Here is a 23,703-nt window from a genome sequence, read left to right as displayed (position 1 = left end):
CTCAAATTATAGCGTCGGTTTTTGCGCTTTTGAAGCAGGCCCAAGATTTTTTGAACAGATCACTCTTTGTGGGCGTTATGCACCTGCAGCAACTGGTGCAGATGCGTGCTGGTGGTCGTGTACTGCAGCAGCACCGGCCGGTTGGGATGCACGATGGGGGCTGCCGCATAGGCGGCCAGCGTGCATTCGTGAAACCCGCAGACCAGCAGCTTGCGTTTGCCCGCATAGGTGTTGATGTCTCCCACCGCGAAGATGTCGCGCTCGCTGGTGGAATAGGTGGCCGTGTCAACGACCAGTTGCTTGCGTTCCATGGCCAGTCCCCAGGCCGCGATCGGGCCGAGCCGCGGCGAGAGACCTTGCAAGACGAGCAGCCTGTCCAGCGGCAGCTCAATGTTCGTTCCATCAGGTTGAGCAAGATCGACGCTGCTCAGTCGCTCCTCCTGTGTCTTGAACCCGGTCATCTGACCGGCCACGAACCGCATGGCACCCTGTGCACAACGCTCTCGCATCAGTGCCACACGCTGCGGATCGGCGCGGAAGCTGTCCCTGCGGTGCACCAGTGTGACGCTGGCGGGGCGATCGTCTGATCCATCGGACAGGCCAAGCGCACATTCGATCGCCTGCTCGTCGTCACCAACGATGAGCACGTGCCGCCCGTTCAGTGCACCCGCGTCGCTGGCACGGAAAAACAGTTGCGAATCTTCAAAGACGTCCAGTCCATCCACTCCGAGCCGGCGTGGCTCGAATGCACCGACACCCGCCGCAATGAAGACGGTCTTCGCAACGAGGCGGATGCCTTTCGATGTACCAACGAGAAATCGTCCATCGGCCTGGCGTTCCAGCTCCCGGACTGTCTGTCCGAGATGGAAAACCGGAGAAAACGGGGCGCACTGCTGGCGGAGCGCGTCGACCAGGCCCTGGCCAGTGCAGACTGGCACCCCGGGAATGTCGTAGATGGGTTTGTCGGGATACAGCTCGACAGGCTGGCCCCCGATATGGGGCAGTGCGTCGATGACATGGGCTCGGATGTCGAGCAGACCCAGTTCGAACACCTGGAACAGGCCCACCGGGCCTGCCCCGATGACCACGGCGTCGACAGCGACGGGCTCGCTGGCGGGCGCGGAGGCAGGCTCTCCGGCGCGCTGCCGCGGGTCCATGATCAGCGAATCAGTTCGGACAGCTTGCCCGTGCGGTCCTTCCACTGCTCGTGGTCGGGCAGCGGGTCCTTGCGCTTGGTGATGCTCTTCCAGCCGGGCAGCAGGGCAAGTTCTGCATTCAGGGCTGTCATGTGCACCTGGTCCTTGGGCAGGTCCTCTTCCGCAAAGATCGCGCTCACCGGGCACTCGGGGATGCAGACCGCGCAGTCGATGCACTCGTCCGGATCGATGGTCAGGAAATTGGGACCTTCGCGGAAGCAGTCGACAGGGCAGACGTCGACGCAATCGGTGTATTTGCAGCGGATGCAGGCTTCGGTGACAACGTGGGTCATGGTGTGGGAGAAAAATCGATCAAACGCGGGATTTTAGGCGGTGCAGGAGGGTAAGGCCCGGGGAAGCCCTTGGCCTTGATATTGGTTAAGTGCTGCCCGGCGCCGGAACTCAGCTGACCAGAAGGGCGCCCGAGGTCTTGTGACTGGCGGTGTCGACCAGCACCAGCGAGCCCAGGGCGCGCGATTGTGCAAACGGTGCGGTGGCCAGCGGCTCCTGCAGCGCCAGCTCGATGTGACCGATGGCGTTGGGTTCGAGCTGGGTGGCGTCTTCTTCGGCCAGGGTGTGGATGTCGAGCTTGTGGACGATGCGCTTGACCTTGGCCTTGACCCAGCGGTGGCCGTGCAGGGCCCAGTAGACACGGCCCGCGACAAGGGTTTCGTCGTCCATCCAGGCGACCGTGGCGCGGATCTCGCGGCTGGCTTCCAGGGCTTGACCCTGCTCATCGACGGCCAGAAGCCAGTCGCCGCGCGACACGTCCACTTCGCGATCAAGCACGATTCCGGCGCTGTGGCCGGCGGGCACCGCCTGCGGGTTGCGCACGTGGTTGAGGACCTGCGCCACGGTGGCCGTCTGGCCGCTGGGCATGACCTTGATCTGCTGGCCGGGCTGCACGGTGCCGGTGGCAACACGGCCCCAGAACACGCGGCGCCCCTGGCTGGTATCGGACGACGAAGAGAACTTCTCGACCCACTGCACCGGGAAGGCAAAGGGCAGGGTGGTGTCGGCAGCGGTTACGGGCAGCTGCTCCAGGATGGCCAGCAGCGTGGGGCCGGTGTACCCGCACCAGCCGGCATCGGCTGCGGCGTCGACCACGTTCCAGCCCTTGAGGGCGGAGACCGGCACGGTGGCGGTGACGGAGATACCGGCGTCGGCCGCGAACGCGCGCAGGGCGCCAGAGATGTTGGCGAAGGCCAGCGCGCTGTCTTCGACGGCGTCGAGCTTGTTGACGGCGAACACCACGGACGGCACACGCAGCAGCTTGAGCAGCAGGGAATGGCGACGCGTCTGCGGCAGCAGCTTCAGGCCGGCGTCCTTCCAGTCCAGCTTGGTCGCATCGACCAGCACCACGGCAGCGTCGGCGGCCGATGCAGCGGTCACCATGTTGCGGGTGTACTGCTCGTGGCCGGGCGCATCGCCAATGATGAACTTGCGGGTCTCGGTATTGAAGTAGCGGTAGGCGACGTCAATGGTGATGCCTTGCTCGCGCTCGGCCGACAGGCCATCGGTGAGCAGCGCGAGGTCGGTCTCACCCTGGCGTTGCACGCCGGCGAGGTGGTCCTGCAGCACGGCCTTGCTGTCGACCAGCAGACGGCCGATCAGCGTGCTCTTGCCGTCATCGACCGAGCCGCAGGTGATGAATTTCAACGCGGTGCGGGTGTCGGCGGCGGTGGAGGGGGTAACAACAGCGTTCATACAAAACTTTCGCGAGAAATGTCTGGTTCCAGAACACCGCGGAACCGGCTCTGCCGGGCCGCAGGTGTTGCCCCTTGAGGGGCGGGGCTGGCTACACGCAGTGAGCCAGCGATGGGGGTGGGCTAGAAGTACCCATCCTTCTTCCGCTTCTCCATCGAAGCTTCTGACGTCTTGTCGTCCATGCGCGTCGCGCCTCGTTCGCTCACGTCGGCGGCCAAGGTCTCGATCACGATGTCGCCGGCCGTGGCGGCCAGGCTTTCCACCGGGCAGGTGCAGGTGATGTCGCCCACGGTGCGGAAGCGCACGTTGCGGATCTGCACCGTCTCGCCGTCCTTGGGCGGCGTCAGCTCGGTCACGGGGACCAGCAGGCCGCGGCGGTCGACCACCTCGCGTTTGTGCGTGTAGTAAATCGAGGGCAGGGCGATGTTCTCGCGCTCGATGTACTGCCACACGTCCAGCTCGGTCCAGTTGCTGATCGGGAACACGCGGAAGTGTTCGCCCGGGGCCAGGCGGGTGTTAAACAGGGTCCAGAGCTCGGGGCGCTGAGCTTTGGGTTGCCACTGACCGAAGCTGTCGCGGTGCGAAAAAATGCGCTCCTTGGCGCGCGCCTTCTCTTCGTCGCGGCGGGCGCCGCCGATCAGGGCGTCGAAGCGGAATTCTTCAATGGCTTCGAGCAGCGTGACCGACTGGTGCACGTTGCGACTCTCGCCGGGGTGGGCCAGGCGCACGGTGCCACGCGCCATCGAGTCTTCAACACTGCGCACGATCAGCTCGGCCTGCAGCTCCTTGGCGCGGCTGTCCCGGAAATCGGTCACTTCGGGAAAGTTGTGCCCGGTGTCGATCATCAGCAGCGGGTAGGGAATCCGGCCGATGCCGAAGGCCTTCTCGGCGCACTTGAGCATGACCAGCGAATCCTTGCCGCCCGAGAACAGCAGGGTGGGGCGCTCGAAAGCAGCCGCAACCTCGCGCAGGATAAAGATGGTTTCCTCCTCGAGCGCGTCGAGGTGGGCGTTGCTCAGGTGGTGTTCGGCAGATTGCAGCACGGCGTTGTCGGTACGGGCGTTCATGGGCGGTGTCTCAAGGATTCGAATCAGTGGGCCAGGTGCAGGCCGCATTCGCGGTTGTCTTCGCCCTTGGTCGGGTCCACGTAGTCGAAGTTGTTGGGCAGGCCGTGGGCTTCACAGTATTCGTAGAGGTCCTTGGACGTCCAGTGCAGCAGCGGCGCGACCTTGATCAGGCCGTCGGGATTGATGCTCACCGGGTCCATCTGGGCGCGCACGGCGGTGTCGGTGGCGCGCAGGGCGGTGAACCAGACCTTGGGTGCGGTCTCGCGCAGGGCGCGGGCGAAAGGCTCGAGCTTCACTTCTTCGGTGAAGGCCGCGTGGCGCGGATCGTCCAGCGCGGGCGTGGCGCCTTCCACGGCTTCGCGGTGCGCGCGCGAGCGGCGCGGCAGGTAGATCTTGAGGTTCAGCTTGAGCTGGCGGGTCACCTCGTCGGCGAAGCGGTAGGTGGCTTCGGTGTTGTAGCCGTTGTCCATCCAGACCACCGGCACGTCGGGATTGACCTGGGTGACCAGATGCAGGATGACGGCCTCGAACGGGCGGAAGTTGGTCGTGACGATGGGGGCCTGGCCCAAGCCCAGGGCCCATTTCACCAGGGCGGGTGCATCGCGGCCGAGATCGGCGTTGACTTTGGCAAGGTCGATGGTGCTCATGTGGTTGCTTCTTCGAATGGGGCTCAGACGGCCGCGAAATGGGGCTGCACGTCCACGGCGTCGCCCTGGTAGTAGGCGTCGTAGTGGGTCAGCAGCTTGCGCCCGTGCTCGATGCTCTGGTCGGCGCGCAGCACCGCCTGCGTGAAGCCGGTGCGCTGCATCTGGGCGAGCTGGTCGATCAGCACATCGCCGATGGCGCGGATCTGGCCGGTGAAGCCCAGGCGGCGGCGCAGCAGGAAGGCCTGACTGAAGGCGCGGCCGTCGGTGAAGGCAGGGAAGTGCAGCACCACAGTCTGGATGCCGTCCAGCGCAGCTTCGCGAGGGTCGGCGTCGTTGGCCAGCGTCAGCGTGCCGGCTTCGTCTGCGACAAAGGTGTCGGCCTTGAAGAGTTCGATCTGTTTGCTCATGCGGTTCTCGTGCGGGTTCAGGCGGCGACAGGGTGGCGGGCAGTGGCCACGCGCACCGCGTTGGCGGCGGTCTTGAACGGATCGATGCCCAGGCGCTTGACGGCCTGGATGAAGGTTTCCGAAGGCTGGCGCTGCGCGCGGAAGGTGTCGATCACCGCCTCGATCACGTCGACCATTTCGTTGGCCGCGAACGAGGGACCGATCACCTTGCCCGGCACGGCCTCGCCCGACAACAGCGTGCCGTCCGAGCCGCCCAGGGTGACCTGGTACCACTCCTGACCATCCTTGTCGACGCCCAGGATGCCGATGTGGCCGCTGTGGTGGTGGCCGCAGCTGTTGATGCAGCCGCTGATGTGCAGGTCGATCTCGCCCAGGTCGTGCTGTTCGTCCAGGTCTTCGTAACGGGCCAGCAGGGCTTGCGCGATGGGCAGCGAACGGGCGTTGGCCAGGTCGCAGAAATCACCGCCTGGGCAGGCGATCATGTCGGACAGCAAGCCGATGTTCGGGCGCGCCAGACCCAGGCGGCGGGCTTCGCGCCAGAGTTCGGGCAGGGCGCCGCAAGGCACCCAGGGCAGCAGCAGGTTCTGCTCGTGGGTGACGCGGGCTTCACCCGAGGAGAAGCGGTCAACCAGTTCGGCAGCGCGCTCCAGCTGTTCGGCGCTGGCGTCGCCGGGGGCAGAACCCAGGCGCTTGAAGGAAAGGGTCACCGAGCGCAGGGCCGGGTTCTGGTGCGGCTTGACGTTGCGCGCCAGCCAGCGGCCGAACTCGACGTCGTTCTCGGCCGCAGCCTGCAGGACCTGCTCAACCTTGGCGTCGGCACTCCTGTGGGCGCTGACAGGCTGCGGTGGCGCAAAGAAAGCGCTCACACGGTCCAGCTCGGCCTGGGTGATGGTGTGAGGTGCGCCGTCCTGCTCGACGATGTCGCGGTACTCGGCTTCGACCTGATCCACGAAGGCCTGGCCTTCGGCCTTGACCAGGATCTTGATGCGGGCCTTGTACTTGTTGTCGCGACGGCCAAAGCGGTTGTAGGCACGTACGATGGCTTCGAGGTAGTTGAGGATCTGGTTCCAAGGCAGGAACTCGCGGATCGTGCTGGCAATGATGGGGGTGCGGCCCATGCCTCCACCGACCAGCACTTTGAAACCCAGGGCGCCCTCGGCGTCGCGCACCAGGTGCAGGCCCACGTCGTGCCAGGGCACCGCAGCGCGGTCTTCCCGGGCGCCGGAGATGGCAATCTTGAACTTGCGCGGCAGGAAGGCGAACTCGGGGTGCAGCGTGCTCCACTGGCGCATGATTTCCGCGAACGGGCGCGGATCGGCGATCTCGTCCACCGCGACACCGGCCAGCGCATCGGTGGTGATGTTGCGGATGCAGTTGCCACTAGTCTGGATGCCGTGCAGGTTGACGCTGGCCAGCAGGTCCATCGCATCGGCAGCGCGGTTCAGCGGAATCCAGTTGAACTGCACGTTCTGGCGCGTGGTGAAGTGGGCGCAACGGTCGGGCAGGCTGGGCACGTCGGCCAGGGCAGCATTGGCCTTGGAGGTGTCGTGTGCTTCCTTGTGGTCGAAGTCGCGGGCCAGGCGAGCCAGCACGCGCAACTGGGCGGTGTTGATCTCGCCATAAGGCACGGCCACGCGAAGCATGGGGGCAAAGCGCTGGATGTACCAGCCGTTCTGCAGGCGCAGCGGTTTGAAGGCTTCACCATCGAGGGTGCCGGCCTGGAAGCGTTCAAGCTGGTCGCGGAACTGCGCCGCGCGCTGTTGCACGAACTGGCGGTCGAAATCGGAATACTGGTACATGGACTTCGTGAAAAAACGGAAATCGGAAGACGGAAATCAGAATGCGATCAGCTTGGTGCCGGCATAGGCCAGCAGCACCGACAGCAGGGAGCGCACCAGGCGCTCCGGTGTGTGGCGCATCAGCCGGGTTCCCAGCCAGATGCCAGGCAACGAGCCGGCCAGCAGCTTGGCCAGCAAGGCCCAGTCCACCGAGCCCAGACTGGCATGACCCAGACCGGCCACCAGCGTCAGCGGCACGGCGTAGGCAATGTCGGCCGCGATGATGCGCGGCAGCGGCAACAGAGGAAACAGGATGAGCAGCACAGAGACACCGATCGCGCCGGCGCCAACCGAGGTCAGTGTCACCAGCGTGCCGATCACCGCCCCGAACAGCACCGGCAAGCTCCAGTGGCGGGCGCGGGTGGCGTGCTCCAGTTCGCCGGCGGGCAGGGTGCGTGGCAGCACCTTGCCGCGGGCAGCCTTGTAGAGCGTCGCGGCGGCCGTCAGCAGCAGCGCCACGCCCAGGGTGTTGGTCATCAGGTGTTGCACCTGGCTGCTGGTCGTGCCCAGGTTGTGCAGGACCCACAGCGTGACCAGGGAGGCCGGAATGCTGCCCGAACACAGCTGCCCGACCACGCGCCAAGGGACCAGACGCTGGCGCGCCAGATTGATCGTGCCGCCGGCCTTGGTCACTGCCGCAAACAGCAGATCGGTGCCGACCGCCATGTAGGGCTTGATCCCGAAGAAGAAGATCAGGATCGGGGTCATCAGCGACCCCCCGCCCACGCCCGTGAGGCCGACGATCAGGCCCACAGAGAAACCGGCGATGACAAAGGCGAGTTCAGACATGGGCCGCGACTGTACGCAAGCTCATATATATCTCAAACGACATTTTCGTTTTTCATATATGCCGTCTGGTTATCAAGAGCCGGCGGGTCAGGCTGGCGGAAGCAGGGTACCTGGTGCGGGGTAACATCCAGACCATGCACAAACAGCGGATCTACGTGCACGTCGTTGGATTCAGTGACGTCGAACGCCATGCTCTCAATACCGTGTTCCGGCTCTCCGAAGAGCGCGAACTGGCCTACGCCCTCTGGATGCCCCTGACGGCACCCGGAACGCACCCGAACACCGCGCTGGCCGAAGTGGTGCTGGTCGACGGCGACAGTGCCGAGGCGGTGCTGCTGCACGCCAAGCAGACACCCGCAGGCCAACGCCTGATCTGGGTCGGCAACAACCCGCCCCCCCACGCCTGGCGAACGGTCCAGCGCCCCATCCAATGGGCCAATGTGCTCAACGAACTGGACGCTGTGTACGCCGCGCGGCAGGTCGATTCGGGCTTTCTCGATCTGGACATCACGCTGCCTGGTCCATTGGAAGTGGAGGGCACGCCCATTCACAAGCGGGCATTGATCGTAGGCGCCACGGCACCGGAACGGCAGCGCCTGACCGACTTGCTGGACCGCTGTGGCATCACCGATGTGGACCGCGCCGACACCACCGAAGGCGCCCTCGAGTTCATTTCCCGCCACCGTTACTGCTGCGGCGTGTTCGACCTGGACGAGCACCATGTGGACACCTGGCAGCTGGCGCAGCACTTTGCCCAGCACAACCAGAACGCTCTCACCATGGGCGTCAGCGAGCACGCCGGCCCGCTGGCGCCTTGGCTGAACCGCCGCCGCGTGCGCCGCGACACCGAGCGCACCGGCATCAATGCACTGGTCGGCCGGCCTTTGCCAGAGGCGGAAGTACAGCGCTGGTTCGAGCTGCTCTGACGGGCGCTCAGGCGTCCTGCCGCCGCGCCGATTTCCAGGCGAAACGGGCCGGGTCGAAGGCCCGCTCCAGGTCGAGGTCATCGTCGGGAAGCGTCGACGCTTCCCCGCTCATGCTGGCGGCGAGCCAGTTGGCGCACCAGTGCGCCAGCGTCAGGCCACGCGACCCCATGGCGGACATCATGTAAAGACCCGGGAGCCGGGGCGCGTCGGACAAGGGAATCCGGCCGCGGCGATGACCTGCCGCCCGCATCTGTTCGATCAGGGCGGGCTGGTCGGGCACCGCGCCGACCATCGGCACCCGGTCCAGCGAAGCGCAACGCACCTGGGCCCAGCCCAGCAGCTCGCCTCGTTCCGCGCACCGACGCAAATGGTCTGCAGCCGCAGGATGCAGCTGTTCCAGACTCGCAGCGTTGCGTTCGTGGGCCTCAGGCCGGACCGTCACATCCTGGCTGCCACGCGCATAGGTCGATCCCATGGCCCAGACCCGCCGTGGCCAGAGCGGTGGAAGTTCACGGTCTTCGTACGAAGGGACAAACACCCCGTTGTTCCGCATTGGCCGAGGTGCCAACGGTTCGCCTGTCAGAGACGCCAGGGTAAGTTGGCCCTGGACAGGGCGCAAGGGAAGTGCCGCCGGATCGTCGCTGAACAATGTTTGCAGCAGCGCGTGGGCACCGAATGCGCAAGCCACCACTGCCACCGGAGCGCGACCGAGCACAACACCGCCGGCGTCGAGTGCAAACCAGTGGGCATCGCGCCGCTCAAGTCGCTGCACCTGTGCCGACCAGCGTGTCTGCAGTCGTCCCAGGCCTTGCGCCTCGTCCAGCCACGCCTGTACCAGCGCCGCCGGACGCACCAGAGCGGCGGGCTTGCGCCCGGGATCGTGGCCCAGGTTGTCGACCTCGGTGGGCTGCCAGCCGGCGCCTTCTGGCACAAGGCGCTCCAGCTGAGCGTGCGCATCGGCCACACCGAGGGCACAGAGTCGGGAAAGGGGAGTGGGCGAGCGCGTCACGTGCGGGCTCAACATGCCCACGGGCAAGCCGGAGGCGCCCTGGGCCGCTTCCGATCCCGCATCCATCAGTTGGACGCTCCAGCCGCGTCTGGCCAGAGTGGCGCAGCAGGCTGCACCCGCCAGACCCGCACCCAGCACGAGCGCCTGGCGGGTTTCGGTGGTGTTCAAGATGGCCGTGGCCAGCCTTATTGGGCGGCGGGCGGCGGCACGAAACCGGCCGCGGCGTCAGCGCCTTCACCGAAGAAGTGCTTTTCCATCTGGCGCGCGAGGTACTGGCGGGCGCGCGCGTCGGCCAGATTCAGGCGGTTTTCGTTGAGCAGCATGGTCTGGTGCTTGAGCCAGGCGGCCCAGGCTTCCTTGCTCACGCTTTCATAGATCCGCTTGCCCAGTTCGCCCGGGTAGGGCGGAAAGTCCAGGCCATCGGCCTCTTTGCCGAGCTTGATGCATTGAACGGTGCGGGCCATGGGGAGTCCTTATTCGGGTTCGATATAACTGAAATGAAAAACTATTTGTTCCGGTTTGAACGCCGGAGCGGCATCATGCGCGTCCTGAGCAAGCCGGATCGGGCACGGTGGTCCCGCAAACGGGCTCCACTGTAGCAACGATTGCCGCGTCAGGAAGGGTGACAACGGGTTGTCCGGACAGGACCCTGACATAACGCAAAGTGGGCCGCGTCCCCACTTTTACAATCCAAGCTGTTTTTTGTGTCAGCGCCCCATCTCCCCGGGGCCCATTTCCTCCAAGACCATGAGTGCATTTCTGGAAGAGCGCGTCCTGAGCGTTCACCACTGGACCGATCGCTTGTTCAGTTTCACGACCACGCGCGACACGGCGCTGCGCTTCTCCAACGGCCACTTCACCATGATCGGGCTGCGGGTCAACGAAAAACCGCTGCTGCGCGCCTACTCGATCGCCAGTGCCAACTACGAAGAGCATCTGGAGTTTCTGAGCATCAAGGTACCCGACGGTCCATTGACCAGCCGCCTGCAGCACATCCAGGTCGGCGACACCGTGATCGTGGGCAAGAAGCCCACCGGCACCCTGCTGATCGACTACCTGCTGCCGGCCAAGCGCCTGTACCTGCTGGCGACCGGCACCGGTCTGGCACCGTTCCTGTCGATCGTGCGCGATCCCGAGACCTATGAGAAGTTCGAACAGGTCGTGCTGATCCACGGCGTGCGCGAGGTCAAGGAACTGGCCTATCGCGAGATGCTGGAAACCCAGCTCAAGCAGCACGAGTTCCTGGGCGAGATGGTGTCGCAGCAGTTCATCTACTACCCGACGGTCACGCGCGAGCCCTTCGTTCACCAGGGCCGCATTCCGAACATCATCGAGAGCGGCCAGGTGGCCAAGGACACAGGCCTGCCCGAACTGAACCCTGCCGAAGACCGTGTCATGATCTGCGGCAGCCCCGAGATGCTGCGTGACCTCAAGGCCCTGTGCGAGAAGCGCGGTTTTGCAGAAGGCAACACCACCCGCCCGGGCCAGTTCGTGATCGAGCGCGCCTTCGCCGACAACAGCTGATCGCTGCCGATCGGAACTCCGAGGCGCTGTCCGGGTCCATCCGGGGCGCCTCTTTCAATTTCTGGAGATCCCTTGAGCTTTCTCGCTTCCGCCCTCGACCTTCTTGACCGCCATCCACGCCGGGCCCTGGCCTTGGTTGCCGTGGGATGCGTCGGCCTGCTGGCGTTCGGCATCCTGTATCTGCAAAACGTGGTGGGCCTGGAGCCCTGCCCGATGTGCATCGTGCAGCGCTATGCGCTGATCCTGGTCGCCATCGTTGCCGCCCTTGCGTCTGTGCTGTCCGGTCGCAAGGGCCGCAATATCGCGGTGGCGCTGATCGGTCTGCTCGCAGTCGGCGGCGCGTTTGTTGCGGCACGCCAGAGCTTTTTGCAGTGGTATCCGCCGGAGATCCTCAGCTGCGGCCGCGACTTCTACGGAATGATCGAATCATTCCCGCTCAAGCGTGCGATCCCGATGATCTTCAAGGGCAGTGGCGACTGCTCCGCGGTCGACTGGACCTTCTTGAAGATGTCGATCGCCAACTGGTCCTTCGTCTGCTTCACCGGCATTGCCGCCCTGTCGGCGCTGCTCTTGCTGCGCCGACAGAAAGACTGATCAGAGAATCGCGCTGCCCGGGCGCTCGCCGCGCTCGTACACCACGTGGGCGCGTCCCACGATCAGCGAGTCCAAGGTGCCAATGTTCTTCGGGTCCTTGTTGGTGTAGGGCAGCTTCTGCAGCAGATAGCGCATCGCATTCAGGCGCGCGCGCTTCTTGCAGTCGCTCTTGATCACCGTCCAGGGTGCGTCGGCGGTATCGGTCTCAAAGAACATTGCTTCCTTGGCCTTGGTGTAGCCGTCCCACTTGTCCAGCGACGCCAGGTCGATCGGGCTGAGCTTCCACTGTTTGAGCGGGTGCGCCTTGCGTTCCTTGAAGCGGCGGCGCTGTTCTTCTCGGCTGACCGAAAACCAGAACTTGATCAGGTGCACGCCGCTGCGCACCAGTTGGCGCTCGAACTGCGGTGCCTGGCGCATGAACTCCTGGTATTCGTCTTCGCTGCAGAAACCCATCACCTTTTCCACGCCGGCGCGGTTGTACCAGCTGCGGTCGAACAGCACGATCTCGCCGGCCGTCGGCAGGTGCTGCACATAGCGCTGGAAGTACCACTGGCCGCGTTCGACGTCGCTGGGTTTTTCCAGCGCTACGACGCGCGCACCACGCGGGTTCAGGTGCTCCATCATGCGTTTGATGGTGCCGCCCTTGCCGGCCGCGTCGCGACCTTCGAACAGGATCACCACGCGCTGGCCGGTTTCCTTGGCCCAGGCCTGCAGCTTGAGCAACTCCACCTGCAGGAGGTACTTCTGCGCTTCGTAGACCTTGCGGGAGAGCAGGTTCTTGTACGGGTAGGCGCCGCTGCGCCAGTCGGTCGAGAGAATTTCGTCGGGATTGTTTTCGCCCTTGTCGCGGCCCTTTGCGGCCTGTGCCGTTTCCTTGAGCAGGCGACGGATCGCCTTGGCGTCGTCGGGCGAGGCGCCTTCGAGAATGGCGCGCAGGCCCTCGGCCTTGCGGACCTTGTTCGTCGAGGCGTCCGCCAGGATGTCCTTGACCGCTGCGGCCTTGGCTTCCTGTCGGGCATTGACGACGTTGCCCGTGGTGACCTTGGCGATGCGTTTGGGCTGCGTGCTTCCGGTCACATCGCCCATGCTTACCCGGCGAGTGGGCACAGTTTTGGTGGCTTTGGCGGGCATTTTTGCCGCAGCGGCAGCCGTTTTTCGGACGGCACGCCCTGCGGGTTTGCGGACGGAATCGTCGCTGCTGGCGCTGGTGGAGTTCTGTCGTTCGGTCATGGTCAGTTCATCATCTGGACACAAAAAGCCAGTATGAACCGATGGCATTGCAGTGGTTTGACTTTTGTCAAATCACCCGGGCCGGACGCACCGTAGAAGGCTCAGCCGATCTTCTTGACCAACACCTGGCTGCGGCGGTCCCAGTTGTACTTGCGCTTGCGCGCTTCGGGCAACCAATCGGGACTGACCTGCACGAACCCGCGCTTGATGAACCAGTGCATGGTGCGGGTGGTGAGCACGAAGATGCTCTGCAGGCCTTGCGCCTTGGCACGGGTCTCGATCCGCTTGAGCAGGCGTTCGCCATCGCCCTGGCTCTGGCTCTGGGGCGAGACGGTGAGCGCGGCCATTTCGGCGGTGCGCTCGTCGGGGTACGGGTAGAGCGCGGCACAGCCGAAGATGACGCCATCGTGCTCGATGATCGTGTAGTTGCTGGCGTCGCGTTCGATCTCGGTGCGGTCCCGCTTGACCAGGGTGCCGTCCTTCTCGAACGGCTCGATCAGGGCCAGGATGCCACCGACATCGTCCAGGTTGGCCTCGCGCACGCTCTCGAGTTTCTCGTCGACCACCATGGTGCCGATGCCGTCGTGCACGTAGATTTCGAGCAACAGCGAACCGTCTAGCTTGAAGGGAATGATGTGGCTGCGCTCGACGCCGCCTTCGCAGGCGCGGATGCAGTGCTGCAGGTAGAAACCGGTGTCGGTTGGCTGGGTGGGCGGCGGCAGGCTGGCCACCATGCGCCTGGCGTCGGCCAGCGGCAATTCGGTGTCGATCTCGCTCTCGGGGTCATTGGCATCGACCCGGATGCCAGGTACCTCGGTCAGGAAGATCAGCTTGTCGCTCTGCAGCGCCACCGCGACCGAGGTGGCCACGTCTTCCATGCTCAGGTTGAAGGCCTCGCCGGTCGGCGAGAAACCGAACGGCGAGATCAGCACCAGGGCGCCCATGTCCAGGGTGCGCTGGATGCCCTCGGTGTCCACCTTGCGCACCAGGCCGGAATGCTGGAAGTCCACGCCGTCGATCAGGCCCACCGGGCGGGCGGTGATGAAGTTGCCCGAGATCACCCGCACCCGGGCGCCGGCCATGGGGGTGTTGGGCAGGCCTTGGCTGAAGGCCGCTTCGATCTCGTAGCGCAGCTGGCCGGCGGCTTCCTGCGCGCAGTCCAGCGCCACCGGGTCGGTGATCCGCATGCCGTGCGAGTACTTGGCTTCCTGGCCTTTGAGGCGCAGCTGCTCGTTCACCTGCGGACGGAAACCGTGTACCAGCACAATCTTCACGCCCATGGCCTGGATCATCGCCAGGTCCTGGGCGATGGACGCCAGCTTGCCCGCGTCGATGGCCTCGCCGGTCAGCCCGATCACGAAAGTCTGGTTCCGGAACTTGTGGATGTACGGAGCCACCGAACGGAACCAGGGCACGAAGGTGAAGTTGAAGACGGTGGACATGGGGGACGGGTAGGGCAGACGGGAAAGGCGCGCGGGATAATCGCCGGTTGCCTGATTTTGACTGAAGTTCCCCCTTGTCCACCCCGCCGCTGCACATCGAGTTCCCCGAGTCCCTCCCAGTCTCCGCCCGCCGGCAGGAGATCGAGGACGCCATCCGTGACCACCAGGTGGTGATCGTCTGCGGCGAGACCGGCTCGGGCAAGACCACGCAGTTGCCCAAGATCGCACTTCAGATGGGGCGTGGGCGCCTGAACGCCAAGCCGGGCCAGCGCGGGCAGCTCATCGGCCACACCCAGCCGCGGCGGATCGCGGCCAGCAGCGTGGCCAAGCGCATTGCCGAAGAGCTGAAAACGCCGCTGGGTGAGGTGGTGGGCTACAAGGTCCGCTTCCAGGACCGGCTGTCGAAGGATGCCTCGGTCAAGCTGATGACAGACGGCATCTTGCTGGCCGAGACGCAGACCGACCCCGACCTGCGCGCCTACGACACCATCATCATCGACGAGGCGCATGAGCGCTCGCTCAACATCGACTTCCTGCTCGGCTACCTGCGTCAGCTGCTGCCGCGCCGGCCCGATCTGAAGATCATCGTCACCTCGGCCACGATCGACGCGGACAGGTTTGCGGACTATTTCGCCTCGTCCAAAGGCAAGGCGCCGGTGCTCATGGTCTCGGGCCGCACTTTCCCGGTGGAAGTGCGCTACCGCCCGTTTGAAGAAAGCCGCGAATACGACCTGAACAACGCGATCGCCGATGGCGTGGACGAGCTCTGGCGGGGTGGCGCGGGTTCTGGCGGGGACATCCTGGTGTTCCTACCGGGCGAACGCGAAATCCGCGAAGCCGCCGACCACCTGCGCAAACACCTGTCGCACCAGCCGGCATTGCGCAACGCCGAGGTGCTGCCGCTGTTCGCGCGCCTCTCGCAGGCCGAACAGGAACGCATCTTCCAGCCGCACGGCCAGCGCCGCATCGTGCTCTCGACCAACGTGGCCGAAACCTCGCTGACGGTGCCAGGCATCCGGTTTGTGATCGACGCCGGCACGGCACGGGTCAAGCGCTACAGCTTCCGCCAGAAGGTCGAGCAGCTGCTGATCGAGCCGATCAGCCAGGCAGCGGCCAACCAGCGCGCCGGCCGCTGCGGCCGCGTGGCCGATGGCATCTGCATCCGCCTGTACGACGAGGCTGGCTTCATCGGCCGGCCGAAGTTCACCGACCCGGAAATCCTGCGCAGCTCGCTGGCGGGCGTGATCCTGCGCATGAAGGCGCTGCACCTGGGCGCGGTAGAGGACTTTGCCTTCCTCGAAGCGCCGCAGCGCCGTGCCATCACCGACGGCTACCAGCTGTTGTCCGAACTGGGCGCGGTGGACGATGCGAACGAACTCACCCGCATCGGGCAGACGCTCAGCCGCCTGCCACTGGACCCGCGTGTGGGTCGCATCCTGCTGGAGGCGCAGCAGCGGGGCGCGCTTGATGAGGTGCTGGTCATCGCGTCGGCGCTGAGCCTGCAGGACGTGCGCGACCGGCCTCTGGAGAAACAGACCCAGGCCGACCAGGCGCACAAGAAGTTCGACGACGAAAAGAGCGAGTTCACCGGCACTCTCAAGCTCTGGAAGTGGCTGGAAGACAGCAAGGGCGGCCACGGGACCGACCACAAGCTCAGCCACCGCCAATACGAAAACCTGCTGCGCGAGAACTACATCAACGTGCGCCGCGTGCGCGAATGGCGAGACATCCATTCGCAGCTCCACACCGTGGTGGCCGAGCACAAGTGGCAGCTCAACGCACAACCCGCCAGCTACGAACAGCTGCACCTGTCCATGCTCGCCGGCCTGCTGGGCAACATCGGCCAGAAGAACGACACCGAGGATTGGTACCTGGGCGCGCGCGGCATCAAGTTCCACCGCCACCCGGGTGCCAACCTGAGCAAGAAGCCGGGCCGCTGGATCGTTTGCGCCGAACTGGTGGAGACCGCACGCCTGTTCGGCCGCGGCATCGCCAACATCGAACCGCAGTGGCTGGAACAGGTGGGCGAGCACCTGCTCAAGAAGCAGATGCTGGACCCGCACTGGGAGAAGAAGGCTGCCCGCGTCTCGGCGCTGGAGCGAGCCACGCTGTACGGGCTGGTGGTGTACCACCAGCGGCGGGTGGACTACAGCAAGGTCGACCCGGCCGGCGCGCGCGAGATCTTCATCCGCGAAGCCCTGGTGGGCCACCTGCACGAGGACACCTGGGACAGCAAGCTGTCCTTCCTGGCCACCAACCGCCGCACCGTGCGCGAGGTGCAGGAGCTGGAACACAAAGCCCGTCGGCAGGACGTGCTGGTCGACGACGAGCTGATCTACGCCTTCTACGACCAGCAACTGCCGGCCGACGTGAGCAACGGCGCGGCGTTCGAACGCTGGTACCGGGACCACAGCCGGGAGAACCCCAAGCTGCTGTTCCTCACCCGCGAGGAACTGATGCGGCACGAAGCCGCGGGCATCACCACGCAGGCCTTTCCGAAGACGCTGCGCCTGGGCGGCGTGGACTGCGCCGTAGCCTACCTGCACGAGCCAGGCGACCCGCGCGACGGCGTGAGCGTGACGGTGCCGATCTTCGCGCTCAACCAGGTCAGCGAAGACCGCTGCGACTGGCTGGTGCCCGGCATGCTCAAGGACAAGGTGCAGGCCCTGCTCAAGACCCTGCACCAGCGGCCGCGTTCCCGCCTCGTGCCGCTGCCGGCCACGGCCGAGAAGATGACCGAAGCCCTGTGCCAGCCCGAGACCTTTGGCAGCGGCAGCCTGATGGACGCGCTGCTCAAGCTGGTGCGCGACGCGACGCAGCTTCCGGTGCAGCGCAACGACATCAAGGTCGACATGTTGCCGGCCCACCACTTCATGCATCTGCGCGTGGTGGACGAACACGGCCGCCAGCTCGGGCAGGGTCGCAACCTCGGTGCGCTCAAGGCCGAACTGGGCAGCCAGGCCCGCGGCGCTTTCCAGGCGCTGGCCTCGCTCAAGCTCAAGGACATCGCTGGCGGCGCGCCCGTGGCCGGCCCCGCGCCAGCGCCTTCGGTGCCTGTGGCTCCGGCCGATGGCGCTCGCTGGGTCGCCGCCTCGAACAAGCCTTCTACACCATCGTCAGCACCTGCGGCCGCCACGGCCGACCAGCGCCACACCAGCTGGGACTTCGGCGAATTACCCGAACTGATGGAAATCCGCAAGGGCGGCCAGACGCTGATCGGCTTCCCGGCACTGGTCGACGACGGCGACGCGGTGCGCATCGAGGTGTTCGACGAGCCCGAAGTGGCGCAGGCGCGCCACCGCGCTGGCCTGCGCCGCCTGTTCGCGCTGCAGATCCGGGACGCGCTCAAGTACCTGGAAAAGAACCTGCCCGGGCTGCAGACCATGGGTGTGGCCTATATGAACGTCGGCAAGACCGACAGCGGCGCGGGTGGTGGTTCGGTCGAGGAGCTGAAGTCCCAGATCCTTGACCTCTCCCTGGACCGGGCGTTCCTGACCGAACCGCTGCCGGCCGATGCCGGCGCCTTCAAGGGGCGCGTGGACGAAGGGCGAGGGCGCCTGACCCTGATCGCCAACGAGATCGCACGGCAGGCCGGGGTGATCCTGACCGAATACGCGGTGGCGGCCCGCAAGCTCAAAGACAGCAAGCCTCCCGCCGACGTGGCGACCGACGTGCAGCAGCAACTGCAGCGCCTGGTGCCCAAGCACTTCCTGAGCGCCACGCCGTACGCGCAGCTGCAGCACTTCCCGCGCTACCTCAAGGCGGTGCAGCTGCGGCTGGACAAGCTGCGTGGAGACCCCGCGCGAGACGCCGCCAAGTTCGCCGAACTGCGCCCGCAGGATCAGCGCTTCTGGCGCCTGGTGGCCGAACGCAAGGGCGTGCAGGACGCGCGCCTGCAGGAGGTGAGATGGTTGCTGGAAGAACTGCGTGTGAGCTTCTTCGCGCAAGAGCTGCGCACGCCACAGCCGGTGAGCGTCAAGCGGCTGGACAAGGCCTGGGGGCAGCTGACGCAGTGACGAGCCGCTGCACGCGGGAGAGTCAAAGTTACTGACACAGACCCACGAGCTTCACGACTCTCTGCTTCTCCAATACCAAGTCTGGCAATGCGAGCATCTTGCCATTCAACTCAACGGGTGGCATCTTCAGTTTGAGGCTGTCGGGAGCCAAGGAGCTGGGGTTGCTCGAATAGATCGTCCGTACGGTTGGTCCAACAAACTCGGTGACCGGAATCACAACCACTTCGCTGCCTCGCCTCTCATAAGTTCTGATTGCCAGCTTATGTGGTGCCCCTTGAGTCGCGCTGAGAACAGAGACTTCGCTGGATTCAAAACGAACAACGCTGGCGTCTTTGATCCTCAACAAAATCGTTGGCTCCACACTGCCGAAGAAGGCGACCTTGAGTTCCAGATGTTCGTCTGTATAGATGGTCGTCGACGAATGCGGCGTGTTGCAGGGGCCAGAGGTGATTGGAGCTTGACCGGGTGGCGAGTAGTAGGCCAGCGGGTACGGCACGCACGCACCCAACAGGCTGCAGAGAAAGGCAACGAGTCCGCTGCGCATAGGCTTCCAATACCCCTAGAGAGATGCAAGTCGCTTCAACGCCGCCTTCAGCGTCTCGTCCTTCTTCGCAAAGCAGAAGCGCACCACCTTCTGGTCGAACCCGTTGCCGTAGAAGGCCGACAGAGGAATGGCCGCCACGCCGATCTCGCGCGTGAGCCACTGGCAGAACTCGCCCTCGGGCAAGTCGCGTTCGGCGACGGCGAGGTTTTCGATGCCGACGCACTGGAAATAGGTGCCCTGGCCGGGCAGCAGGCGAAAACGGGTTTGCGCCAGCCCCTCGCGGAAGAGATCGCGCTTGCGCTGGTAGAAGTTGCTCAGCTGGACATACGGTGCAGGGTCGGCCATATAGGCGGCCAGTGCGTGCTGCATCGGCGTGTTGACGGTGAACACGTTGAACTGGTGCACCTTGCGGAACTCGGCGGTCAGCGGCGCGGGCGCGACCACGGTGCCAACCTTCCAGCCGGTGACGTGGTAGGTCTTGCCGAAGCTGCTGATGATGAAGGCACGGGCGGCCAGACCGGGGAAGCGCGCAGCGCTCTGGTGCTGCTGGCCGTCGTAGACCATGTGCTCGTAAACCTCGTCGCTGATCAGCAGCACGTCGGTCGGCGCCAGCAGTTCCTCCAGCCGGCGCATGTCCTCCGCGCTCCAGACCTGGCCGCTGGGGTTGTGCGGGCTGTTGATCATGAGCGCGCGGGTGCGCGGCGTGATGGCCGCCTCGATGGCGCCGAAGTCCGGGCGGAAGCTGCCTGGCACCAGTGGCACGCGCACCACCTTGCCGCCGGCCAGTTCGATGTTGGGCACATAGCTGTCGTAGCAGGGCTCAAGCACGATGACCTCGTCGCCCGGGTGCACGACCGCCAGGATTGCGGTCAGGATCGCCTGTGTCGCGCCGGCCGTGACGGTGATCTCGGTGTTGGGGTCGCAGCGCAAACCGTACAGCGCCTGCATCTTGGCGGCCATGGCTTGGCGCAGCGCCGGCACGCCGGGCATTGGCGGGTACTGGTTGTGGCCGGCCTGCATGGCGCGGGTGACCGCGTCGACCAGGGCCGGGTCGCAGTCGAAATCGGGGAAGCCCTGGCCGAGGTTGACCGCGCCGACCTCGGCGGCGAGCGCCGACATGACGGTGAAGATGGTGGTGCCGACCTGGGGCAGTCGCGAAGTCAGTTCCGGCGTGCGGGCTTGGGTGGCGATGTCCATGGTGGTCGTCAGATGTCGTATTCGGCCGAGTCACCGGCCATGGCGCGCAGGATCAGGTCACGCGAGAGGCGGTCGCTCATCAGCTCGGCAAAACGCAGCACGAACTGACGCAGGTAGCTGCCGCGCTTGAAAGCGACCCGGGCCAGGTTGTGGCCGAACAACTGGGCGCCGGGACGGGCGACGAGGTCCGGCGTCGCGTTCTCGCCCTGCATCGCCATCTCGGCCACGATGCCCACGCCCATGCCGAGCTTGACGTAGGTCTTGATCACGTCCGAATCGATGGCTTCCAGGACGATGTTGGGTCGAAGGTGGCGCAGCGCAAACGCCTGGTCGATGCGGGTGCGGCCAGTGAAGCTCGGGTGGTAGGTCACCAGCGGCACCAGCGCCAGGTCTTCCAGCGTGATGCGCTCCTGCGCCGCCAGCGGGTGGTCGTGCGGAAACACCAGCACGTGCTGCCATTCGTAGCATGGCAGGGTGACCAGGTCCGGGTAGTTGGTCAGCGACTCGGTCGCCACGCCGATTTCCGCCACTTCTTCGATCAGCATGCGGGCCACCTGGTCGGGCGAGCCCTGGTGCAGGCTCACATTGACCTTGGGATAGGCATGGCGCAGCTTGGCGACCGGTCCGGGCAGCACGTAGCGCGCCTGGGTGTGGGTGGTGGCGATGGAGAGCGTGCCGCTGTCCTGCGCGGCGTATTGCTCGCCGATGCGCTTGAGGTTGTTGACCTCACGCAGGATGACTTCGATGCTCTTGAGGACCTGAACGCCCGGTTCGGTGATCCGCTTGATCCGCTTGCCGTGGCGCGCAAAGATCTCGATGCCGAGCTCTTCTTCCAGCTCGATGATGGCCTTGGACACTCCCGGCTGGGAAGTGTGCAGCGCCTTGGCGGCCTCGGTCAGGTTGAGATTGCGGCGCACCGCTTCCTGGACAAATCGGAACTGGTGCAGATTCATGACGGGAACTCCAGGGCGATCTGCGCCAGCAGGGCGGTGAGGCGGGGATCTTCGCCAGCGGCGGTCAGGCGCTCGAAGCGCACGCCAGGGTGCGCCTGGACCAACTCTTCGACCAGCACCGGCAGGTCTTCCCGGGCGTGTTTGCCCATGCCGAAGAAAAGCGGAAGGATGCGCACGGTTTGAACGCCCTGTGCAACCAGCCCGGCCACGGCGGTCGCCAGATCGGGCTCGCACAGTTCGAGATAGGCACAGGCAACCTCCACGGTCGGGTCCGCCCGGTGGATCTGCTGCGCAACGGATTCGACCGGCGCCCGCCAGAGCGGGTCGCGCGAACCGTGGGCAAAAACAACGACACCCAGCATGCTTCTAGCGCCTGAGCACGAGCCAGCCAAAGGCACCGAGCGAGACGATCGAGTAGATGATGGCCGGCGAGGCCGCCGCCAGCCAGGGTTGCCACTGGTTGAGGTTGCCGATGTAGTTGAAGACGTTGTTGAGCAGGAAGAAGCTGATCCCGATCATCACGCCGCCAAACACATAGCCGGTGATACCGCCGCTGCGGAAATGCAGATAGGCGAACGGCAGCGCGAGCACCACCATCACGAGGCAGGACAGCGGGTAGAACAGCTTGCGCCAGAACTCGATCTCGTAGCGCTGCGCCGTCTGACCGTTGGCCTCCAGATGCTGGATGTAGGCATAGAGGTCGGTGGTACGCATGCGGTCAGGTTTGAGCAACGCCACCGACACCATTTCCGCCGACAGGGCACTGGGCCAGTGGAAGGTGTCGTGCTGGCTCCGCACGATCTTGGCCGACTGCTGGCCCGCCACATCGAACTCGCGGCGGGTGACCTTGAACAGGGTCCATGAACTGTCGTTTTCGATCTGTCCTTTGTCCGCCTGCAGGGTCGACACCAGCATGCCCTGGTTGTCGAACTCGAACACCCGGACTTCTCCGATTTCACCCGACGGCGACAGGGAGCCCACGTTGACCGAGAAGTTGCTGTACGCCTGTTTCTCCTTGAGCCAGGCGCCGGTCTGTCCGAGGCTGAGCTTGCCTTGGTAGCTCGCCTTGTACAACTGGGCAGCTTTGCTCGCCGCTGGCGCCAGGTAGTCGCCCACCGCGAACGTGAAGGCCACGAACACCAGACCCAGGCCCATCAGGGTGCGCAGTGCTTTCCAGGGGCCCAGGCCGCTGGTTCTCAGGATGGTGTACTCGGAGCTTTGTGCCAGCCGGGCCATCACCGTCACCGTCCCGATCAGCACCGAGATCGGTGCCAGTTCGTAAACCCGGCTCGGAATCAGCAGCGTCACATAGACCAGCGCATGGCGCAGGCCGTAGATGATCGACGGATCCAGCCGCGACGGCCGCCCGATCGAGGCCAGTTCATCGACAAAGTCGAAAAAGAAGAACAGCGCCAGAAACGCCACCAGCACGAAGCCCGTGGCCATCAGCACTTCGCCATAGATCAGCTTGCGGATGGTCTTCATGCCGCAGCCTCCGTTGGCGACTCGTCACGCGACCGCAAGAAGAGGCTGCGCAGATGGATGTTTTTATGCCGTTTGGCCAGCCACAAGGCGCTCATGGCGAACACAGATCCATGCAGGAACAGCATCAGCATCAACCAGTTCACCTGGCCAATGGTGACCCAGCGCTGACCGATGTTGAGCATGTTGAAGTACACAACGAATGCAAACAGCGTGAACATCAGGTTGCCGCTGCGGCCCGCGCGCGGGTTGCTTACGGTCGTCGCGATGCCCAGCAGCACCAGGTTGAATGCCGTCAGGGCCACCCCGATGCGCCAGCCCAGTTCACCCAGCCCGCCAGGCGTGGGCTCCTTGATCAACGACAGTGAACTGCGTGCCTTGAGCGCCAGCACACTGGCGGAATAGGGTGTGGCAGCACCGATCTGCGCACCATATTGCTCAAACTGGCTGACCTTGACCTGGTTGGTGGTCGGATCGTTCTCCAGCCGTTGGCCCTGGTTGAGCATCAGGAACTGGCGGTCGCCCACCCATTCGATGCGGCCCGTCGTGGCCGAGGTGACGGTCTCGTTACCGTTCTTTTCGATGCTGGAGATAAAGACGTTGCGTCCTTCCGTGCCTTCGGCCGTGTCCTTGTCGATGAAGAACACGCGCCGGCCGCTGGTCGATTCCTGGAACTGCCCGGGCGCAATGCGTTGCAGGTCGCTGCGGTTCTCGAAGCGGAAGCGCAACTCGGCGGTCTGCTTGTTCGCCCAGGGCCACACAAACAACGCCAGCAGCACTATCACCAGCAGGATGGGCCATGCAAAGCGCATCACCGGGCTGATGAAGCCCCCCAGCGAACGCCCGCTGGAGAGCCAGATGATCATTTCGCTGTCGCGGTACATGCGCGACAGTGTCGAGACGATGGAGATGAACAGGGCCAGTGTGAGGATGATCTGGGTGTAGCCCAGTACCGTGTAGCCGAGCACCAGCATGACCTCCTCAGGGTTCACGCTGCCGCTGGTGGCCAGCCCCAGGGTGCGGACCAGCAGCACGGTCAGCACGATGGTGAACAGCACCACCAGGGTGGCGCCAAAGCTCCGGGCCAGCTCAGTGCGAATGGAGGAATGGAATAACATCGACTCAATACTAGGAA

General features: G+C 64.9%; 22 protein-coding genes. 4 read left to right on the top strand and 18 right to left on the bottom strand.

Annotation, left to right across the window (positions count from 1 at the left end):
* Positions 1-59 precede the first annotated feature (59 nt).
* The 8 genes from ACLIJ1_RS05870 to ACLIJ1_RS05835 form a co-directional block, all read right to left on the bottom strand.
* Positions 60-1,157 (bottom strand): NAD(P)/FAD-dependent oxidoreductase, encoded by a 1,098-nt coding sequence (locus tag ACLIJ1_RS05870; protein WP_411364533.1) that lies wholly within the window; start codon positions 1,155-1,157, stop codon positions 60-62.
* Positions 1,158-1,159: 2 nt separating this feature from the next.
* Positions 1,160-1,489 (bottom strand): ferredoxin FdxA, encoded by a 330-nt coding sequence (gene fdxA / locus ACLIJ1_RS05865; RefSeq protein ID WP_411364532.1) that lies wholly within the window; start codon positions 1,487-1,489, stop codon positions 1,160-1,162.
* Positions 1,490-1,598: 109 nt separating this feature from the next.
* Entirely contained in the window at positions 1,599-2,903 is a 1,305-nt protein-coding gene (locus ACLIJ1_RS05860; protein WP_411364531.1) for a sulfate adenylyltransferase subunit 1, read from the bottom strand.
* A 122-nt stretch (positions 2,904-3,025) separates the two neighbouring features.
* Positions 3,026-3,970: a sulfate adenylyltransferase subunit CysD gene (gene cysD, locus ACLIJ1_RS05855; protein ID WP_411364530.1), complete on the bottom strand. Its 945-nt coding sequence runs from the start codon at positions 3,968-3,970 to the stop codon at positions 3,026-3,028.
* A 23-nt stretch (positions 3,971-3,993) separates the two neighbouring features.
* Positions 3,994-4,617, bottom strand: coding sequence for a phosphoadenosine phosphosulfate reductase family protein (locus tag ACLIJ1_RS05850; RefSeq protein ID WP_411364529.1), 624 nt, complete (start codon positions 4,615-4,617; stop codon positions 3,994-3,996).
* A gap of 23 nt (positions 4,618-4,640) precedes the next feature.
* On the bottom strand, positions 4,641-5,024 hold the full coding sequence (locus tag ACLIJ1_RS05845; protein WP_411364528.1) for a DUF934 domain-containing protein: 384 nt from the start codon (positions 5,022-5,024) through the stop codon (positions 4,641-4,643).
* A gap of 17 nt (positions 5,025-5,041) precedes the next feature.
* The gene (locus ACLIJ1_RS05840) at positions 5,042-6,823 is read right to left on the bottom strand and encodes a nitrite/sulfite reductase (protein WP_411364527.1); all 1,782 of its coding nucleotides are present in this window, start codon (positions 6,821-6,823) and stop codon (positions 5,042-5,044) included.
* 36 nt (positions 6,824-6,859) lie between these two features.
* Positions 6,860-7,651: a sulfite exporter TauE/SafE family protein gene (locus tag ACLIJ1_RS05835; RefSeq protein ID WP_411364526.1), complete on the bottom strand. Its 792-nt coding sequence runs from the start codon at positions 7,649-7,651 to the stop codon at positions 6,860-6,862.
* A gap of 134 nt (positions 7,652-7,785) precedes the next feature.
* Here ACLIJ1_RS05835 and ACLIJ1_RS05830 point away from each other — a divergent pair, with 134 nt between their 5' ends.
* Positions 7,786-8,577, top strand: coding sequence for a hypothetical protein (locus ACLIJ1_RS05830; protein WP_411364525.1), 792 nt, complete (start codon positions 7,786-7,788; stop codon positions 8,575-8,577).
* A 7-nt stretch (positions 8,578-8,584) separates the two neighbouring features.
* Here the strand turns inward: ACLIJ1_RS05830 and ACLIJ1_RS05825 are convergent, their stop codons facing one another.
* Complete coding sequence (locus tag ACLIJ1_RS05825) at positions 8,585-9,754, bottom strand: FAD-dependent oxidoreductase (protein WP_411364524.1); 1,170 nt, start codon at positions 9,752-9,754, stop codon at positions 8,585-8,587.
* A gap of 17 nt (positions 9,755-9,771) precedes the next feature.
* The gene (locus ACLIJ1_RS05820; protein WP_411364523.1) at positions 9,772-10,050 is read right to left on the bottom strand and encodes an oxidative damage protection protein; all 279 of its coding nucleotides are present in this window, start codon (positions 10,048-10,050) and stop codon (positions 9,772-9,774) included.
* A gap of 283 nt (positions 10,051-10,333) precedes the next feature.
* Here ACLIJ1_RS05820 and ACLIJ1_RS05815 point away from each other — a divergent pair, with 283 nt between their 5' ends.
* Both ACLIJ1_RS05815 and ACLIJ1_RS05810 read left to right on the top strand, forming a co-directional pair.
* The gene (locus ACLIJ1_RS05815) at positions 10,334-11,110 is read left to right on the top strand and encodes a ferredoxin--NADP reductase (RefSeq protein ID WP_411364522.1); all 777 of its coding nucleotides are present in this window, start codon (positions 10,334-10,336) and stop codon (positions 11,108-11,110) included.
* Between the two features lie 72 nt (positions 11,111-11,182).
* On the top strand, positions 11,183-11,704 hold the full coding sequence (locus ACLIJ1_RS05810; protein WP_411364521.1) for a disulfide bond formation protein B: 522 nt from the start codon (positions 11,183-11,185) through the stop codon (positions 11,702-11,704).
* Here the strand turns inward: ACLIJ1_RS05810 and ppk2 are convergent, their stop codons facing one another.
* The gene (gene ppk2, locus ACLIJ1_RS05805; protein ID WP_411364520.1) at positions 11,705-12,934 is read right to left on the bottom strand and encodes a polyphosphate kinase 2; all 1,230 of its coding nucleotides are present in this window, start codon (positions 12,932-12,934) and stop codon (positions 11,705-11,707) included.
* 101 nt (positions 12,935-13,035) lie between these two features.
* Complete coding sequence (gene argA / locus ACLIJ1_RS05800; protein WP_411364519.1) at positions 13,036-14,376, bottom strand: amino-acid N-acetyltransferase; 1,341 nt, start codon at positions 14,374-14,376, stop codon at positions 13,036-13,038.
* Between the two features lie 74 nt (positions 14,377-14,450).
* On the opposite strand from argA, the gene hrpA reads away from it, so the two are divergent.
* Positions 14,451-18,392 (top strand): ATP-dependent RNA helicase HrpA, encoded by a 3,942-nt coding sequence (hrpA, locus tag ACLIJ1_RS05795; RefSeq protein WP_411364518.1) that lies wholly within the window; start codon positions 14,451-14,453, stop codon positions 18,390-18,392.
* A 28-nt stretch (positions 18,393-18,420) separates the two neighbouring features.
* On the opposite strand, the gene ACLIJ1_RS05790 is transcribed toward hrpA, so the two are convergent.
* Genes ACLIJ1_RS05790 through lptF form a run of 6 tightly spaced genes read right to left on the bottom strand, consistent with a single transcriptional unit; the run spans position 18,421 to position 23,686 of the window.
* Positions 18,421-18,936 carry a hypothetical protein gene (locus tag ACLIJ1_RS05790; protein ID WP_411364517.1) on the bottom strand — a complete coding sequence of 172 codons (516 nt, stop codon included), beginning with the start codon at positions 18,934-18,936 and terminating at the stop codon, positions 18,421-18,423.
* Positions 18,937-18,951: 15 nt separating this feature from the next.
* A complete protein-coding gene (locus ACLIJ1_RS05785; RefSeq protein ID WP_411364516.1) occupies positions 18,952-20,133 on the bottom strand; it encodes a pyridoxal phosphate-dependent aminotransferase in 1,182 nt (393 codons plus the stop codon).
* Between the two features lie 8 nt (positions 20,134-20,141).
* Positions 20,142-21,086, bottom strand: coding sequence for a CysB family HTH-type transcriptional regulator (locus tag ACLIJ1_RS05780; RefSeq protein WP_411364515.1), 945 nt, complete (start codon positions 21,084-21,086; stop codon positions 20,142-20,144).
* Positions 21,083-21,448 carry a sirohydrochlorin chelatase gene (locus tag ACLIJ1_RS05775; RefSeq protein ID WP_411364514.1) on the bottom strand — a complete coding sequence of 122 codons (366 nt, stop codon included), beginning with the start codon at positions 21,446-21,448 and terminating at the stop codon, positions 21,083-21,085. The genes ACLIJ1_RS05780 and ACLIJ1_RS05775 overlap by 4 nt, the downstream gene beginning before the upstream one ends.
* Positions 21,449-21,452: 4 nt before the next feature.
* Complete coding sequence (lptG, locus tag ACLIJ1_RS05770; RefSeq protein WP_411364513.1) at positions 21,453-22,571, bottom strand: LPS export ABC transporter permease LptG; 1,119 nt, start codon at positions 22,569-22,571, stop codon at positions 21,453-21,455.
* A complete protein-coding gene (lptF, locus tag ACLIJ1_RS05765; protein WP_411364512.1) occupies positions 22,568-23,686 on the bottom strand; it encodes an LPS export ABC transporter permease LptF in 1,119 nt (372 codons plus the stop codon). Before lptF ends, lptG begins: the two co-directional genes overlap by 4 nt.
* Between the last annotated feature and the right edge of the window lie 17 nt (positions 23,687-23,703).

It is taken from the genome of Hydrogenophaga sp. RWCD_12 (genome assembly GCF_046604225.1).
Classification (GTDB): Bacteria; Pseudomonadota; Gammaproteobacteria; order Burkholderiales; family Burkholderiaceae_C; genus Hydrogenophaga.
This window is presented reverse-complemented; position numbering and strand designations above follow the sequence as displayed.

Excerpts from the sequence above, each read along its gene's own strand:
- ACLIJ1_RS05860 (WP_411364531.1), bottom strand. The coding sequence starts at position 2,903 with ATGAACGCTGTTGTTACCCCCTCCACCGCCGCCGACACCCGCACCGCG.
- ACLIJ1_RS05775 (WP_411364514.1), bottom strand. The coding sequence starts at position 21,448 with ATGCTGGGTGTCGTTGTTTTTGCCCACGGTTCGCGCGACCCGCTCTGG.
- fdxA (WP_411364532.1), bottom strand. The coding sequence starts at position 1,489 with ATGACCCACGTTGTCACCGAAGCCTGCATCCGCTGCAAATACACCGAT.
- ACLIJ1_RS05870 (WP_411364533.1), bottom strand. The coding sequence starts at position 1,157 with ATGGACCCGCGGCAGCGCGCCGGAGAGCCTGCCTCCGCGCCCGCCAGC.
- ACLIJ1_RS05850 (WP_411364529.1), bottom strand. The coding sequence starts at position 4,617 with ATGAGCACCATCGACCTTGCCAAAGTCAACGCCGATCTCGGCCGCGAT.
- argA (WP_411364519.1), bottom strand. The coding sequence starts at position 14,376 with ATGTCCACCGTCTTCAACTTCACCTTCGTGCCCTGGTTCCGTTCGGTG.
- ACLIJ1_RS05780 (WP_411364515.1), bottom strand. The coding sequence starts at position 21,086 with ATGAATCTGCACCAGTTCCGATTTGTCCAGGAAGCGGTGCGCCGCAAT.
- ppk2 (WP_411364520.1), bottom strand. The coding sequence starts at position 12,934 with ATGACCGAACGACAGAACTCCACCAGCGCCAGCAGCGACGATTCCGTC.
- ACLIJ1_RS05835 (WP_411364526.1), bottom strand. The coding sequence starts at position 7,651 with ATGTCTGAACTCGCCTTTGTCATCGCCGGTTTCTCTGTGGGCCTGATC.
- ACLIJ1_RS05840 (WP_411364527.1), bottom strand. The coding sequence starts at position 6,823 with ATGTACCAGTATTCCGATTTCGACCGCCAGTTCGTGCAACAGCGCGCG.
- cysD (WP_411364530.1), bottom strand. The coding sequence starts at position 3,970 with ATGAACGCCCGTACCGACAACGCCGTGCTGCAATCTGCCGAACACCAC.
- lptG (WP_411364513.1), bottom strand. The coding sequence starts at position 22,571 with ATGAAGACCATCCGCAAGCTGATCTATGGCGAAGTGCTGATGGCCACG.
- ACLIJ1_RS05815 (WP_411364522.1), top strand. The coding sequence starts at position 10,334 with ATGAGTGCATTTCTGGAAGAGCGCGTCCTGAGCGTTCACCACTGGACC.
- ACLIJ1_RS05845 (WP_411364528.1), bottom strand. The coding sequence starts at position 5,024 with ATGAGCAAACAGATCGAACTCTTCAAGGCCGACACCTTTGTCGCAGAC.
- ACLIJ1_RS05820 (WP_411364523.1), bottom strand. The coding sequence starts at position 10,050 with ATGGCCCGCACCGTTCAATGCATCAAGCTCGGCAAAGAGGCCGATGGC.
- ACLIJ1_RS05790 (WP_411364517.1), bottom strand. The coding sequence starts at position 18,936 with ATGCGCAGCGGACTCGTTGCCTTTCTCTGCAGCCTGTTGGGTGCGTGC.
- lptF (WP_411364512.1), bottom strand. The coding sequence starts at position 23,686 with ATGTTATTCCATTCCTCCATTCGCACTGAGCTGGCCCGGAGCTTTGGC.
- ACLIJ1_RS05785 (WP_411364516.1), bottom strand. The coding sequence starts at position 20,133 with ATGGACATCGCCACCCAAGCCCGCACGCCGGAACTGACTTCGCGACTG.
- ACLIJ1_RS05830 (WP_411364525.1), top strand. The coding sequence starts at position 7,786 with ATGCACAAACAGCGGATCTACGTGCACGTCGTTGGATTCAGTGACGTC.